This window comes from Companilactobacillus versmoldensis DSM 14857 = KCTC 3814, assembly GCF_001434295.1.
In the GTDB taxonomy this organism is placed as follows: Bacteria; Bacillota; Bacilli; order Lactobacillales; family Lactobacillaceae; genus Companilactobacillus; species Companilactobacillus versmoldensis.
Window position 1 is genome coordinate 21,415 of record NZ_AZFA01000020.1, and the last position, 14,856, is coordinate 36,270.

The 14,856-nt window shown below is 38.2% G+C and carries 16 protein-coding genes; 15 read left to right on the forward strand and 1 reads right to left on the reverse strand.

Annotated features, from left to right (window positions below; translation table 11 throughout):
- Window positions 1-7: 7 nt before the first annotated feature.
- The 11 genes from dinB (at window position 8) to FC27_RS09330 (ending at window position 11,860) form a co-directional block, all read left to right on the forward strand.
- Window positions 8-1,141, forward strand: a complete 1,134-nt coding sequence (dinB, locus tag FC27_RS09280; protein ID WP_040521289.1) for a DNA polymerase IV — start codon at window positions 8-10, stop codon at window positions 1,139-1,141.
- The gene (locus FC27_RS09285; RefSeq protein ID WP_010624804.1) at window positions 1,134-2,090 is read left to right on the forward strand and encodes a DHH family phosphoesterase; all 957 of its coding nucleotides are present in this window, start codon (window positions 1,134-1,136) and stop codon (window positions 2,088-2,090) included. The genes dinB and FC27_RS09285 overlap by 8 nt, the downstream gene beginning before the upstream one ends.
- Entirely contained in the window at window positions 2,091-3,431 is a 1,341-nt protein-coding gene (locus FC27_RS09290; protein ID WP_010624803.1) for a DEAD/DEAH box helicase, read from the forward strand.
- A gap of 252 nt (window positions 3,432-3,683) precedes the next feature.
- Window positions 3,684-6,332 carry an alanine--tRNA ligase gene (gene alaS / locus FC27_RS09295; RefSeq protein WP_010624802.1) on the forward strand — a complete coding sequence of 883 codons (2,649 nt, stop codon included), beginning with the start codon at window positions 3,684-3,686 and terminating at the stop codon, window positions 6,330-6,332.
- Between the two features lie 64 nt (window positions 6,333-6,396).
- The gene (locus tag FC27_RS09300; protein ID WP_010624801.1) at window positions 6,397-6,654 is read left to right on the forward strand and encodes an IreB family regulatory phosphoprotein; all 258 of its coding nucleotides are present in this window, start codon (window positions 6,397-6,399) and stop codon (window positions 6,652-6,654) included.
- Window positions 6,654-7,088: a Holliday junction resolvase RuvX gene (gene ruvX / locus FC27_RS09305; protein ID WP_010624800.1), complete on the forward strand. Its 435-nt coding sequence runs from the start codon at window positions 6,654-6,656 to the stop codon at window positions 7,086-7,088. Before FC27_RS09300 ends, ruvX begins: the two co-directional genes overlap by 1 nt.
- A 9-nt stretch (window positions 7,089-7,097) precedes the next feature.
- Window positions 7,098-7,406, forward strand: a complete 309-nt coding sequence (locus FC27_RS09310) for a DUF1292 domain-containing protein (RefSeq protein ID WP_010624799.1) — start codon at window positions 7,098-7,100, stop codon at window positions 7,404-7,406.
- 135 nt (window positions 7,407-7,541) lie between these two features.
- Window positions 7,542-8,084 (forward strand): CvpA family protein, encoded by a 543-nt coding sequence (locus FC27_RS09315; protein ID WP_010624798.1) that lies wholly within the window; start codon window positions 7,542-7,544, stop codon window positions 8,082-8,084.
- Between the two features lie 126 nt (window positions 8,085-8,210).
- Entirely contained in the window at window positions 8,211-10,565 is a 2,355-nt protein-coding gene (locus FC27_RS09320) for an endonuclease MutS2 (RefSeq protein ID WP_010624797.1), read from the forward strand.
- A gap of 74 nt (window positions 10,566-10,639) precedes the next feature.
- Entirely contained in the window at window positions 10,640-10,951 is a 312-nt protein-coding gene (gene trxA, locus FC27_RS09325) for a thioredoxin (RefSeq protein WP_010624796.1), read from the forward strand.
- Window positions 10,952-11,035: 84 nt separating this feature from the next.
- The gene (locus FC27_RS09330) at window positions 11,036-11,860 is read left to right on the forward strand and encodes a Cof-type HAD-IIB family hydrolase (protein ID WP_010624795.1); all 825 of its coding nucleotides are present in this window, start codon (window positions 11,036-11,038) and stop codon (window positions 11,858-11,860) included.
- A gap of 126 nt (window positions 11,861-11,986) precedes the next feature.
- Here the strand turns inward: FC27_RS09330 and FC27_RS09335 are convergent, their stop codons facing one another.
- A complete protein-coding gene (locus FC27_RS09335; protein WP_010624794.1) occupies window positions 11,987-12,469 on the reverse strand; it encodes a DUF2507 domain-containing protein in 483 nt (160 codons plus the stop codon).
- A 117-nt stretch (window positions 12,470-12,586) separates the two neighbouring features.
- On the opposite strand from FC27_RS09335, the gene murI reads away from it, so the two are divergent.
- The 4 genes from murI to FC27_RS09355 all read left to right on the forward strand — a co-directional run bounded on the left by murI (window position 12,587) and on the right by FC27_RS09355 (window position 14,806).
- The gene (gene murI, locus FC27_RS09340) at window positions 12,587-13,393 is read left to right on the forward strand and encodes a glutamate racemase (protein ID WP_010624793.1); all 807 of its coding nucleotides are present in this window, start codon (window positions 12,587-12,589) and stop codon (window positions 13,391-13,393) included.
- A 1-nt stretch (window position 13,394) separates the two neighbouring features.
- The gene (locus FC27_RS09345; protein WP_010624792.1) at window positions 13,395-13,994 is read left to right on the forward strand and encodes an XTP/dITP diphosphatase; all 600 of its coding nucleotides are present in this window, start codon (window positions 13,395-13,397) and stop codon (window positions 13,992-13,994) included.
- A 69-nt stretch (window positions 13,995-14,063) separates the two neighbouring features.
- Window positions 14,064-14,474 (forward strand): DUF948 domain-containing protein, encoded by a 411-nt coding sequence (locus tag FC27_RS09350; protein WP_010624791.1) that lies wholly within the window; start codon window positions 14,064-14,066, stop codon window positions 14,472-14,474.
- Window positions 14,475-14,476: 2 nt separating this feature from the next.
- A complete protein-coding gene (locus FC27_RS09355; protein WP_010624790.1) occupies window positions 14,477-14,806 on the forward strand; it encodes a hypothetical protein in 330 nt (109 codons plus the stop codon).
- Window positions 14,807-14,856: the final 50 nt, after the last annotated feature.

The following is a 14,856-nucleotide window of genomic DNA, read 5'->3' on the forward strand; positions in this document are numbered from 1 at the left end:
ATCGTTCATCGGATTTTTAAAGATTCCAATTATAATTGAAGAAAACCGAAAAATCATCCATGTTGACATGGATGCTTTTTTTGCGTCTGTAGAAGAACGTGAACATCCCCAATATAAAAAGAAATGCTTGATTGTCGCCCCTGATCCGCGTAAAAATCATCATCATGGAGTGGTGACAACGGCTAATTATAATGCTCGTAAGTACGGTGCGCATTCTGCTATGCCGGCTCAACAAGCTATTGAGTTGATCCCGAAAGATAAACTAGTTATCGCTCCGCCAAATTTCGAATTATATCGAAAGACTTCTGAATACATTCATAACATTTTTGGTGAAGTTACGGACACTTATCAATCGGTAGCTTTAGATGAAGCATATTTAGATGTGACTAAAAATAAGTTGAATGAGAATAATGTCACCCGAATCGCTAATTACTTGCAGCAACGAATCGTTAAGGAAACACATTTGACTTGTTCGGTGGGGATTTCCTACAATAAATTTTTGGCCAAGATGGCCTCAGATTATCGTAAGCCCTTTGGTCGGACGTTGATTTTGGGTGCATACGCGGAGGATTTCTTAAAGCCGATCCCGATCGAGAAATTCAATGGTATTGGTAAGACTACTCAAAAGAAGCTACACGAGATGAATATATATACTGGAGCAGACTTACAAAATTTAGATCAGGATACTTTTCTCGATACCTTTGGTAAAATGGGATATGTGATGTATCGTCGAGTTCATGGGATCGATGATTCGCCAGTCGAAGGCAATCGGATTCGCAAGTCGATTGGTCGTGAACGGACTTATGATCGAAACATTTTATACAGTGCTGACATCCATCATGAATTGAAAAAGCTGGCTAAAATGGTCAGCAATGATTTGAAAAAACGCCGACAACATGGGAAGACTGTAGTTTTGAAATTGCGTGATTCTGATTTTGATACTGTGACTAAGCGGTCAACCTTTCAAGATTATGTTCAAAGTGAGGCTGACCTGTACCGAATCGCTTCAGAAATTTATGATAAATTGGACGTCAAAGGGCGTAAAATAAGATTGTTAGGAATTACCGTAACTAATCTGGATCCTCTTTCATATGAAGAGGTCAGGTTAAATTTGTTTTCAAGTGAGGATAAAGATGAATAAATTTTCAGACATTATTGGAACTATTAAAAAGTACGACAAGATTATCGTGTTAAGACATACTAATCCGGACCCTGATGCCCTGGGTTCTCAAAATGGATTAGCCAATGCAATCAAGGAAGCATTTCCCGAAAAGAAAGTCTTGATCGGTGGTAATGATGCTGAAGGTTTAAAATGGTTGTCAACGATGGATGAAGTCAGTGATGCTGATTTTTCAGGGGCTTTAGTTATCGTAACTGATACTGCTAATACTGATCGAATCGATGACGCTCGCTACGATTCAGGTGCTTACTTGATAAAGATCGACCACCATCCAAATGATGAGGATTATGGTGATCAACTTTTCGTCAATACTGATGCTAGTTCATCAGCCGAGATCATTGCTGATCTAATTGCTGATACTCCAGAATTTAATTTGTCGAAGACGGTTGCTTATTATTTATATGCTGGTATAGTTGGTGACACTGGTCGTTTTCTTTATCCTGCTACAACTCAACATACGATGAACGTTGCAGGTCAATTTTTAGCAACAGGTATCGATGCTGCTAGTATCAATCAAAATATGAATCAAATAACTTTAGCTCAAGCTAAACTACAAGGTGAATTGTTTGATCGCTTGAAGATCGACGAATCCGGTGCAGCTTTGGCCGTGATCGATGATGATTTGATCAAGAAACTTGATATTACACGTGAGCAAGCTAATTCAGTCGTTTCGACTCCGGGTCGTTTAAAAGAGGTCCACTCATGGCTTGAAGCAGTCGAAAAAGATGATGGGACATTCAGGATGCATTTACGTTCTCAAGGTCCAGTTATCAATGGTTTAGCTAAAGAACACAATGGTGGTGGCCATCCACTTGCTAGTGGTGCAGATGCTAAGGACTTAGCTGAAGTCGAAGAAATGTATCAAGAATTAATTAAAATCGTGAACGACTTTTACCAGAGAGGTGAATAGATGACTAAATTTTCACAATATAACTTTAAAGATGCTATCAATAAATCGTTAGCAGAGATCAACTTCGATGAACCAACCGAGGTTCAAGAAGCCGTGATCCCAATGGTCAATAAGAAAAAAGATGTAATCGTCCAGTCGATGACTGGTTCTGGTAAGACACACGCCTTCTTGTTGCCAATTATGAATTCAATTACTAAAGAACCAACTGTTCAAGCACTGATTGCGACACCAAGTCGTGAATTGGCTTATCAAATTTATGAAGATACTCAAGCCATTTTGAAAAATTTTGGCGAAGATTATAATGCCTTTATCTTCGTTGGTGGAACTGACAAACAACGTCAGCAAAAAAAATTACAAGCTCACCAACCACAGATTGCTATCGGAACTCCCGGTAGACTATGGGATTTGATCAAGGAAAATGATCTGCACGTGGAAAACGTTGAACGTTTCATCGTTGACGAAGCAGATATGACATTAGACATGGGCTTTTTAGACGATGTTATCAATATTGCTGCTAAGATGCCTGAAAAACATGAGACAGCTGTCTTCTCAGCAACCATCCCACAAAAGCTTGAACCTTTCTTGCAAAAATATATGACAGGTCCTAAGAAGATTGAGATCAAGAATAAACATGTTATCTCGAAAACTGTTGATAACTGGTTGATGTTCACTCATGGTCGGGATAAGAAGGCCTTGATCTACAAGCTGATGACTTTAGGTGAGCCGTATATGGTCTTGGTTTTCGCTAATACGAAAAAGACCGTTGATGAGATCTATGAATATTTGAAACAGCAAGGTTTGAAAGTTGCTCGTCTGCATGGTGGTCTAACACCTCGTGAACGTAAACGGACAATGAGACAAATTGAAAATATGGATTACCAATTCGTTGTAGCAACTGATCTAGCTGCTCGAGGGATCGATATCGATGGAGTCTCTCATGTCATCAATGCTGAGATCCCCGATGACTTGGAATTCTTTATTCATCGTGTTGGTCGGACAGGTCGTAATGGGATGCCTGGTACAGCCATCACTTTCTACGATCCAGGTGAAGAAAATAAAGTCACTGAGATTGAAAAGATGGGTATCAAGTTCAAGCCTAAGGAACTTAAAGATAATGAGATTGTTGATGGTTATGACCGTGAACGTCGTGACAAGCGTCATGCGACAACTGAAAAATTGGATCCAAAGTTAGTTGGTTTCGTTAAGAAACAAAAAGTTAAGCGTAAGCCTGGCTATAAGAAAAAGATCAAAACAGCAATCAATACTGAAAAACGTCAACAAAGAAAGATCAAGAACCGTCAAGAAAAACGTGACCTACGTAAGGCACGTCGTTCAAAATAGCTTTTGGTTAAGTATAAATATTGACAATTCAGCCATTTATAATTAAAATTTCCACTGGATATAGCAAATAGGCTCAAATCATAAAGAGAGGGCTAGTTGGTGAGAAAGCCTGGTTTTTCCTATTTGTTGCTACCAGTTGGTAATTAAAACGTAAATAATTTGTTGAGAGGCTAACGATAATCGTTGCAAACAAGGTGGTACCGCGCATGGGCGTCCTTGGTGTTGCAACGATTTTTGTTTTAAGGGAGAACAATGAAGAATCTATCAAGTTCAGAAATCAGACAAATGTTTTTAGACTTTTTCCAGACAAAAGGTCATACGATCGAACCTAGTGCATCATTAGTACCAGTCAATGATCCAACTTTATTGTGGGTCAATTCTGGTGTGGCCACTTTGAAGAAATATTTTGACGGATCAGTCGTTCCAAAAAATCCACGGATCACGAATGCTCAAAAATGCATCAGAACTAATGATATCGAAAACGTTGGTAAGACAGCTCGTCACCAAACGTTCTTTGAGATGCTAGGAAACTTTTCGGTTGGTGATTACTTTAAGAAGGAAGTAATCCCTTGGGCATTTGAGTTTTTAACAAGTCCGGACTGGCTCGATATGGATCCAGAAAAGCTTTATGTAACAACTTATCCAAAAGATACTGATACCCAGAAACTTTGGGCTGAAGTGGGTATCGATCCTGATCATATTTATAAAGTTGAAGACAACTTCTGGGATATCGGTGAAGGTCCATGTGGCCCTGACTCAGAGATCTTCTACGATCGTGGTCAATCATTCAACAACTTACCTGAAAACGACCCTGAAAGTTATCCAGGCGGTGAGAACGAACGTTACCTTGAAGTTTGGAACATTGTTTTCTCTGAATTGAATCATTTACCATCTGGCAAATACGTTGAACAACCACATAAGAACATTGATACGGGTATGGGACTTGAAAGATTAGTTTCCATTATCCAAGGTACTAAGACTAACTTTGAAACTGATTTGTTCATGCCTTTGATCGAACACGTTGAAGGCCTTAGTGATAATCGTAAATATGATACTAGTGACGCTGATGACGTCTCCTTCAAGATCATTGCTGACCATGCTAGAACAGTTTCTTTTGCTGTCGGTGATGGCGCATTGCCTTCAAATGAAGGCCGTGGCTATGTCATCCGTCGTTTGATCAGACGAGCAGTTTTGAATGGTAAGAAGTTAGGCATCAATGGACCATTCCTTTATAAATTAGTCCCAATCGTTGGTAAGATCATGGAAAGTTACTATCCAGAAGTCAGCCAACAACAAGAGTTCATTTCCAAGACCATCAAGGCTGAAGAAAAACGTTTCTCAGAAACACTGAATGATGGGCTTCAATTACTGAATGGGGTAATCGCCGATCTTAAAAAGGATAACGAGCAAGTTATTGATGGTGAGAGTGCCTTCAAGTTATTCGATACATACGGTTTCCCACTTGAGATGACAGTTGAATATGCTCATGATGAAGGGATGTCTGTTGACGAAGATGGTTTCAAACATAACATGGAACTTCAACGTGAACGTGCTCGTCAAGCTCGTGGTGATTTACAATCGATGGGTATGCAAGATGAGACCTTGATGGAGATCAAGACGCCAAGTGAGTTTATCGGTTACGATCACAATGAAGCTACTGCTACATTGAAAGATATCGTCGTTAACGATGAAATAGTCGATTCGGTAAACATGACGACTGAACAAGCTCAATTGATTTTTGATCAAACTCCGTTTTATGCTGAGATGGGTGGACAGGTTGCTGATATTGGTAATATCTACGATGAAAACAACAATCAAGTTGCTGAAGTCATGGATGTTCAGCACGCCCCTAATGGTCAAAATATTCATATTGTAAAGGTCATTTCTGAATTAGACGTTAATCAAAAATATGTTTTGAAGATCAACGTTGATTTCCGTGAAAAGGTTCGTCACAATCACACGGCAACGCACTTGTTAGATCAAGCCTTGCGTGAAGTGGTCGATCCACGGACACATCAAGCTGGTTCGTTAGTTGAGCCAGGTTACTTGAGATTTGATTTCAATAGTAATGATGCCTTGAACGACCAACAGATCAGTCAACTTGAAAAGATCATCAATGAAAAGATTTGGGCAGCTATCCCGGTTAAGACGGAAGTTCTACCAATTGAAGAAGCTAAAAAGAAAAAGGGTGCCATTGCCATGTTTAGTGAGAAATATGGTGATACTGTCCGAGTAGTTGAAGTAGACGATTACTCAGTTGAATTCTGTGGTGGTACTCACGTAAGCAATACTGCAGAGATTGGTTTATTCAAGATCACTTCTGAATCCGCGGTTGGTTCTGGTGTCCGTCGGATCGATGCAGTTACTGGTGAAGAAGCTTTTGAATATTTGAATGATCAGTTAAGCTTGTTGAAAGAAACAGCTGGTAAAATGAAGGTCAACCAATTTAAGGATGTTCCTGCAAGAGCTGAGCAGTTGGTCGACGAAGTCAAACAATTGAAACGTGATAATCAAAACTTAAAGGTTCAATTGACTAGTCAAAAATCAGCTGAAGTCTTTGACAAAGTTGAAGAGATCAGTGGTCTGAATGTTATCGCCAATGTGATCTCAGGTGCTGATATGGCAACCTTGAGACAATTGGCTGATAAGTGGAAGAGTGAACAAAAGTCTGATGTCTTAGTCTTGGGAGCTGGTTCCGGAGATAAAGCTAATCTGGTCGTTTCAGTTGGTAAAGATGCTCAAGCTAAGGGTCTAAAAGCCGGTGATTTGATCAAACAAATCGCCAAAGAGATTCAAGGTGGCGGTGGTGGCCGTCCTGACATGGCTCAAGCTGGTGGAAAAGATCCTAATGGTTTGACAAAAGCATTACAAAAAGCTAAAGATATTATTAAAAATACTTAAAGTGTTCTATAATAGAACATGATAACTAACGGTCACTTTAATAATATTAAATGGAGATTTTGCCATGAGTTCACTTGATAAAACAATGAGTTTTAACTTTAACGAAAATAAAGGTAGAGACGTTAAAGAGACTTTACAAAGCGTCTATCAATCCTTAGAGGAAAAAGGCTATAATCCAATTAATCAGATCGTTGGATACTTGCTATCTGGTGATCCAGCTTATATTCCTCGTCACAATGACGCTAGAAATTTAATTTTAAAACATGAACGAGATGAGATAATCGAAGAATTAGTTAAGAGTTATCTCAATCAAAATAAGTAATGCGATTACTCGGATTAGACGTAGGTTCCCGAACAGTCGGAGTGGCTGTTAGTGATCTATTGGGATGGACTGCTCAAGGTGTCGAGATCATCCGTATCAACGAGGATAAGGAAGACTTTGGTTTAGACCGTCTAGAAGAGATCATCAACGAAAAAAAGGCTACTGGAGTAGTGATCGGGTTACCTAAAAATATGAATAATACTGAAGGCCCTCGTGCCGAAAAATCGCGTGAATATGGAAAAATGGTCACAGAAAGATTTGAACTTCCTGTTGATTTTACAGATGAACGCTTGACGACCGTACAAGCAGAACGCATGTTAGTCGATGAGGCCAATGTTTCTCGTCGGAAAAGAAAAAAAGTGATCGATAAAATTGCTGCTGAGATGATTTTACAAAATTATCTAGATGCCAAAGGCAAGCTAACACGAAATTAGGTGAAATTTATGAGTGAAAAATCCGGTTCTAATGATGATATGAAAGAAGTAGTTTTAAGTGATGAGGATGGTAACGAAGAAACTTATGAAATTCTCTTTACTTTTGACTCAGATGATTATGGTAAGTCTTACGTTTTCCTTTATCCTAAGAAAGCCGAGGGTTCTGATGAAATCGAAGTTCAAGCCTTCTCATTCTCACCAGATGAAAATGGTGACGTTGACGCTGGAGAATTGAATCCAATTGAGGATCCAGAAGAGTGGGACATGGTTCAAGAAGTCCTTAACACATTCACAAATGATGATAATCAAGATATCTAATAAAATTACGAACTATGATCCGTAGGGATTACGGTTCGTATTTTATTGTTTAAGGTGTCCTTAATATCAGGTATTTGCATCAGTAATATTGTGATAAAATTAATAGATACACTGAACTATTCTTAAGGGGATAAAATGCTAAGTCTTTTAATTATTTTATTTTTAGTTTACGGCTTTTATGTCGGTGCTAGACGTGGTCTAGCTATGCAGGCCTTTTATACAATTGGCTATGCCTTATTTTTTGCATTGGCCTTAGTGAGCTTTCGGTTTCTAGGTCCAAAATTTGAAATGATCGTTCCATATCCATCTGCCAACTTAGGTAGTGAATTTGCGTTTTTCTCGACCAAAGTAGGTATGGGATTAGACGATGCATTTTATCGTGCCTTTGCATTTATTTTTGTTTGTTTCATCGGTTGGATCGTCATCCGTTTCGTCGGTCTTTATTTCAAACGATTGACATATGTTCCAATGCCTAACGATGTAAACTTACTAAGTGGCGGGATCCTAGGATTAATCGTCAGTTACATTTCCATATTTATGATCCTTCTGATAGTAGCAATGATCCCCGTTGCTGGTATTCAACACGCTTTGGATCACTCGTTTATCGCTTCAGCTATGATCGAAGCTTCACCAGTGATCTCTAGTTGGCTACCATCACTATGGATTGGAAGTATTTAGAAAATATAAATAAGACAGGTTAATTCTAAGTTGAAAATTGATGGATCGAAAGGTTATCTTTTACAACGTGAATTAGCCTTTTTTAATCAAGAAAAATAAAAATGAAAAGATGTCTGGAGTTTTTATATGAATAATAAAGCACTGAGTGTGCTCGAGTTTGACAAAATCAAAGATGAAATTGCCAAATATCTGATCACATCTCGTGGAAAGACGTTACTAAAGAAACTAATGCCGATGTCAGTGGAATCTATCGTCCACCGTTTGATCGACCAAACTAAAGATGGAATGGATATCGTCCGTTTGAAAGGCGAGATTCCTGTTCGTAAACTCGATGACTTGCATGATCAAGCCAATCGTCTCAAGAAAGATGGAAATTTAAATGGAACAGAATTAGCTGCCATCGGCCAAGTTCTCAAAAACACCTCAGAATTGAAACAATTTTTCGAAACGATGCACGATGATGAGATAACTTTGCGGGAACTTTATAATCTCAGTGATAAATTGATCGATAACCCGCAATTGACTAAACGAATCAATCAGTCAGTTGATGAGTCGGGTCGTCTTTTGGATACTGCTTCGGATGATCTAGGCTATATCCGAAATCAAATCAATAAATTGAACGATCAAATCAGACATTCAATGGAACAGTTCACACGTGGTAAGGGCACTAAGTATTTGACTGAAGCTATCGTTACTTTGCGTGATGATCGGTTTGTTGTTCCAGTTAAGACTGAGTATCGAGCTAAATTTGGGGGAGTAGTTCACGACCAAAGTGCCAGTGGACAAACTCTGTATATTGAACCACAATCAGTCGTAGGCATGAACAATCAATTACATGATGCTCAGACTTCTGAACGACTAGAGGAAATCAAGATCTTGGGTGAACTGTCTGATTTAGTCCGTCCTGATATCAGTGATATTTTAAACAACAATGAGGTATTGGCAGAGTTCGACTTGATCAACGCCAAAGCTAAATATGCTAACCAGATCAAAGCTACTGAACCATTAGTTTCTCGTGATAATATTGTTGACTTGAAACAAGCTAAGCATCCACTGATCGACCCTGATAAAATTGTTGCTAATGACATTAAAATTGGCGATGACTATAAGACAATGTTGATCACTGGTCCTAATACTGGTGGTAAAACAATCACTATGAAGACTTTGGGATTGATTCAAATCATGGCTCAAGCGGGATTATTTATCCCTGCTCATGAAGAAAGTCATGTTGCAGTTTTTGATGAAGTCTTCGTTGATATTGGTGATGAACAATCAATTGAACAAAATTTAAGTACCTTTTCTTCACATATGGACAACATCATAAATATCATGAAGAATGTAACTGATAAGAGTTTAGTGTTGATCGATGAGTTAGGTGCCGGAACTGATCCTCAAGAGGGTGCAGCCATTGCTATTGCCATTCTTGAAGAGTTGTCGAAGTCTGATTGTGAAATTATGGCAACGACTCATTATCCTGAATTAAAGATTTATGCATACAATACACAGGATACAATCAACGCTAGCATGGAATTTGATGACAAGTCATTAAAGCCGACATATCGGCTTTTGATAGGTATTCCTGGTGCAAGTAATGCTTTCAATATTGCTTCAAGATTAGGAATGAACTCGTCCGTTGTCGAAAGAGGAAAATCATTGATGAGCGGTGAAAGTCAAGATTTGAACAATATGATCAGTGACTTGGAAAACCGTCGAAAAGAATTTGAAAATAATAATCAGAAACTTGAACAACAATTAGCTAAGAACAAGGAAGTTGAAGAAGATTACGAAAATCAACGTGATCAGCTTGAAAAATCAAAAGATAGTGAAATAAAAGCTGCTAAAATTCGAGCCAATCAAATTGTTTCTTCTACTAAGAAGAAGACTGAAAAAATCATCGATCATCTTAAAGAATTGGAACGCTCCGGAGTTGCTGTTAAAGATGACCAGATCATTTCAGCTCGGACTGATTTGAAGAATCTTCATCAAGATGAAGCTACTAAAAAGAATCGGGTCTTGCGTCGAGCTAAGAAACGTCAGCAGCTCAAAGTTGGTGATGAGGTCAAAGCCATTCCTTATGGACAAATCGGTACGATCATCCGTAAGAATAAAGATAATCAGTATGAGGTCCAGTTGGGTATCTTGAAGATGAAATTTGATGCTGTCGATCTTGAAAAGACTGATCAAAAAGTCGAACAGGACCAACCTAAGCCAACTTTGGTCAAACGGACCAAGAGTTCATTGCTTTCCAGTAAGCTAGATCTTCGTGGAGAAAGGTATGATGAAGCAATGACTGATCTTGATCGTTACATTGATGAAGCCCTCTTAGCAGGTTATAATCAAGTTACCATCGTGCATGGTTTCGGTACCGGAGTTATTAGAAAAGGTGTAACCAAATATCTCCAAGGTAATCCGCGTGTGAAATCATTTGGTTATGCACCGGCAAGTTCAGGTGGCTCAGGTGCTACGATCGTCGACTTGTAAATATGAGTCGAATTGGTATTCTTAAAATAATAAAAGTGATAATATCTTTATGAGATGTAAAAGGAGTGAAAAACATGGTTGATGAATTAACAGATACAAACTTTGAAGAAGAAACAAAAGACGGTGTTGTTTTAACTGACTTTTGGGCAACATGGTGTGGTCCTTGTCGTATGCAATCGCCTGTAGTTGAAGAATTATCCGAGGATAACGATGCAGTTAAGTTCACAAAGATGGACGTAGATGCAAATCCTAAGACACCAGAATCATTTGGTATCATGGCAATTCCAACACTTGTTATCAAAAAAGATGGCAAAGTCGTTGATAAGTTGACTGGCTTCCATAGCAAAGCTCAATTGACTAAGATCCTTGATGGATACACAGACTAATTTTGTTAAGGCGTTGATGTAGAAGATACATCAGCGCCTTTTTATTTTTGCGGTATGATTAAATTAGATTTTAGGAGGCCGAGTATGAGTATAAAATTAGTTTTGAGCGATATCGATGGAACGATTTTGGACGACAGTCAACAAATTGATAGCTCCTTAAAACGACAACTTGAGAAGATGAAACAGCAAAAGATCCCTTTTGTGTTAGCATCAGCCAGGTCACCTGAAGCGATGCTTCCAATCGCTAAAGAATTGGGTATTCTCGATAATCCAGTCGCCTGTTACAACGGAGCCTATGTCGTCAAAAATCTTGACCAGGAAAATGTCGAAGTCATCACAAGCCATACGATTCCACCAACAGAAACAAAAAAGATTTTCAACATCCTCGAAGAAAGTTTTCCCAGTGTTTCAATCAATCTTTATTCAAAAATGAAATGGTATATTGAAACAGCTGACCAGTGGAATCAACAAGAGTCAGCAATTACTAAACTTGAACCCATCAAAAAGGATCTCCAAATATTCATTGAGGATCATCCGGTTCACAAATTTCTCCTGATCGATCAAGCTAAGACCATTCATCAATTAATGGAACACTTGGAAAAATCTGGCCTTAAGGATTGTTCATTTGTACTCTCCAAGGACAATTATCTCGAGGTGACTAATAAGAAAGCTTCTAAGAAAATTGTTCTTAAGGAATTGACTCAACATTATGGGATCGATTCTTCGGAGACGATGACGATCGGTGACAATTTTAATGATGTTCCGATGCTAGTGCGTTCTGGTTTTGGAGTAGCCATGAACAATGCACCAGATGGTGTTAAAAAGGTTGCCGATTGGATCACGACTGATAATAATCATCACGGAGTCTCTCATGCTCTATCAGAAAATATCCTTAATAAACTCGCATAAACTAAATTTTAAAGATTCAAAAAGGCCGTCAATTTTAAGAATTGACAGCCTTTTTAGTAGGTCAGTATTTTGATATTTCCTTAAAACAACTTTGTCAGCACGCACTTTTTGTTGTATATTATAGTTTCAGTTCCTTTCAATTTGAATCAAAATGTTAACCGTTTTATTTTTTAAGTCTAACGAGAAATTGCCCATACAATATGCACCAATGGTATTTTGGGCAGTTTCACTAATAAAGCCTGCCTCGAGCGAAAATTCTGGCTTGTCATTATTTAGGTTAAATCGTTGGATTACTTCAGGTCCGGATAATTGATACTTATAACTAGTTTTTGATTGATTAGTAATTGCCAATTGACCGAAACCAGCATTTTGAAAAACTCCGGGTAGATTGTTCATATCTTGAATTGCTAAACGTCTGCTCAGGTCTTTTCCCGCCCAATATAAAAGTTCAGGAGTATCCTTGTCCAACAAATCAGGCAAAACGAAATCACGTAGAACTGAAACAGCAAAGTACTTCTCAGTTAAGTCATTTTGAGTTTCACTAGTTTCAGCAGAGTCGATCTCATCATTAATTTGTTCATTTTCATTTTCGTTATTTTGTTTGGCCATTATTTGTACTCCTTTTTCATAAAATTATTATATCATTAGGTGAATGCCTTTTTAAGTAAATACCGAACTAACTAAAAAAATAAAATTGCTTTCTAATTTATTTATAGGAGAGTCATTATGAGTGATAAAAGACCTATTGGTTTACTAGATTCTGGAGTTGGCGGTTTGACCGTTACCTCAGAGGTGATCAAGAAATTACCACACGAAGATATTATCTTTATCGGAGACGAAGCTCATATGCCATATGGCGTGCGTCCAGCTTCAGAGATTATCAAATATACTCGAGAAATGGTCCAGTTCTTAGTTCAGCAAAAGGTTAAAGCAATCATTTTTGCCTGTAATACTGCCACGGCTCGAGCACTACCGACCATTTCAAAAGAATTCGATGTACCAATGTTTGGAGTCATCCGTTCCGGAGCTCAAGGTGCAGTGGAAGATACCAAGACTAAAGAGATTGGTGTCATTGGTACGCAATCTACAATCGATTCTAACAGTTATCCAGAAACCATCAAGAAAGCAGATAGCAGCATCAAAGTAACATCTTTGCCAGCACAGCATTTCGTTAAGATAGTCGAGAATAATGCTGGAAATACCGAAAAAGCTCGCTTAGACATTGAAGAAACTTTGACACCATTTAAAAATACTAATGTAGATACATTGATACTAGGTTGCACGCATTTTCCAATGTTGCAAAAGCAGATCCACTCATTTATGGGCGACAAGGTTAAGTTAGTTGACCCTGGGATCGAAACAACGAATGTCACTAAGCAATTTTTGCTGGATAATGATTTAGTGACTGATCAAGCCGCAAACGGTCATATTGAGTTGAATACCACTGCAGACCTAGACAGTTTTAAGAAATTGGCTCAAGATTGGTTAGGTAAGGGAGCCACTGATATCAATTTAGTTAAAATAGGAGACTAAGATGCAAGAAATAATCATTGCTACTAAAAACCCCAATAAAGCTAAAGAATTTAAAAAGATCTTTGATACAGATAATTATGAGATCAAGACCTTACTCGATTTTCCTGATTTTCCTGAGATCAAAGAGACTGGGGCGACTTTTGAAGAGAATGCCACTATTAAGGCTCATACGGTCATGGAACAATTACAGTTGCCAACTATTGCCGATGACTCAGGTCTAGCTGTTGACGCTTTATTTGGACAGCCAGGAGTATTGTCTGCCCGTTACGCAGGTGATCATAATGACGCTGCCAACAATGCGAAACTCTTATCTGAGATTGGTGGAACCCCTGAGGAAAAGCGGACCGGCACCTTTGTGACTGTCTTAGTTTTTGCCAATCCTAAAAATGATCAAGACTTAGTAGTCAGAGGGGAAGTCCATGGTCGGATCACTAATTTCCCTGAAGGCGACGATGGATTTGGTTATGATCCACTTTTTTATGTACCTGAAATGGATAAGACGATGGCTCAGATGACATTGGACGAGAAAAACAGTATTAGTCATCGTGGAACTGCAATTCGTAAATTAGAACAGCAATGGCAAGATTGGATTGTCTTGTAACCGTTGCCGTAAATTTGCAATAATGCTAGTATTAAATTGCCAGTAAAAACAAAAAGAGGAGGAATTATTATGACAGGTGGACAAATCGCAGGACTTATCGCAGCTATTGCTTTTGTCGTTTTAGTTATTTTCTTGGCAGTGGCCCTTGTACAAACCGCAAAACTATTAAAGAAATTACAAGATACAATTAAGGAAACAACGAAGATGTTAGGTGTGATCACTAAGAATACTGATCGTATCCTTGATCAATCTGGTCGTTTAGTTGATAAAACAAATACATTGATGGATGACGTTAATGGCAAATCAAGTAAATTGAATCCATTGTTCGATACTGTGGAAAATCTCGGTAATAAAGCAGCTGACGCTACTTCTGATAAGCCTAAAGATAGTAGTTTTGGAATCAGTAGCTTATTGAATGTTGCTAATGTGGCATCTATCGCAAAACTTGCTTCAAAGATCTTACCTAGAAAGAAGAAGTAACTATGAAAAAAAGACGCTTTTTAGCAGGAATTATATTAGGTAGTGCAACGGGTTATTTAGTTTCTAAATATCTTGTCAGCGAAAAAGGTCAAAAAGCTCTAGAAAATGTCAAAATGATCCGTGGAGATTTCAATAATGGTGGTTTTGGCTTGGCCGATAAAGACACTTTAGTTAGTGACTTCAATAATAAAACTGAATCACTTAAAAATTCTTTGAAAGATAAAACTCAGGAATTAAAAGATGACGAAGAAGCAACTGATGTTGTTTTCGATGAAGATGACATCAAACAAACTGATAAAGATGATCAAACTCAAACACCTGATAACAAATAATGATTCACCTACAGACTCTTATGAGTCTGTTTTTTTGGCTCTAAGTCAAA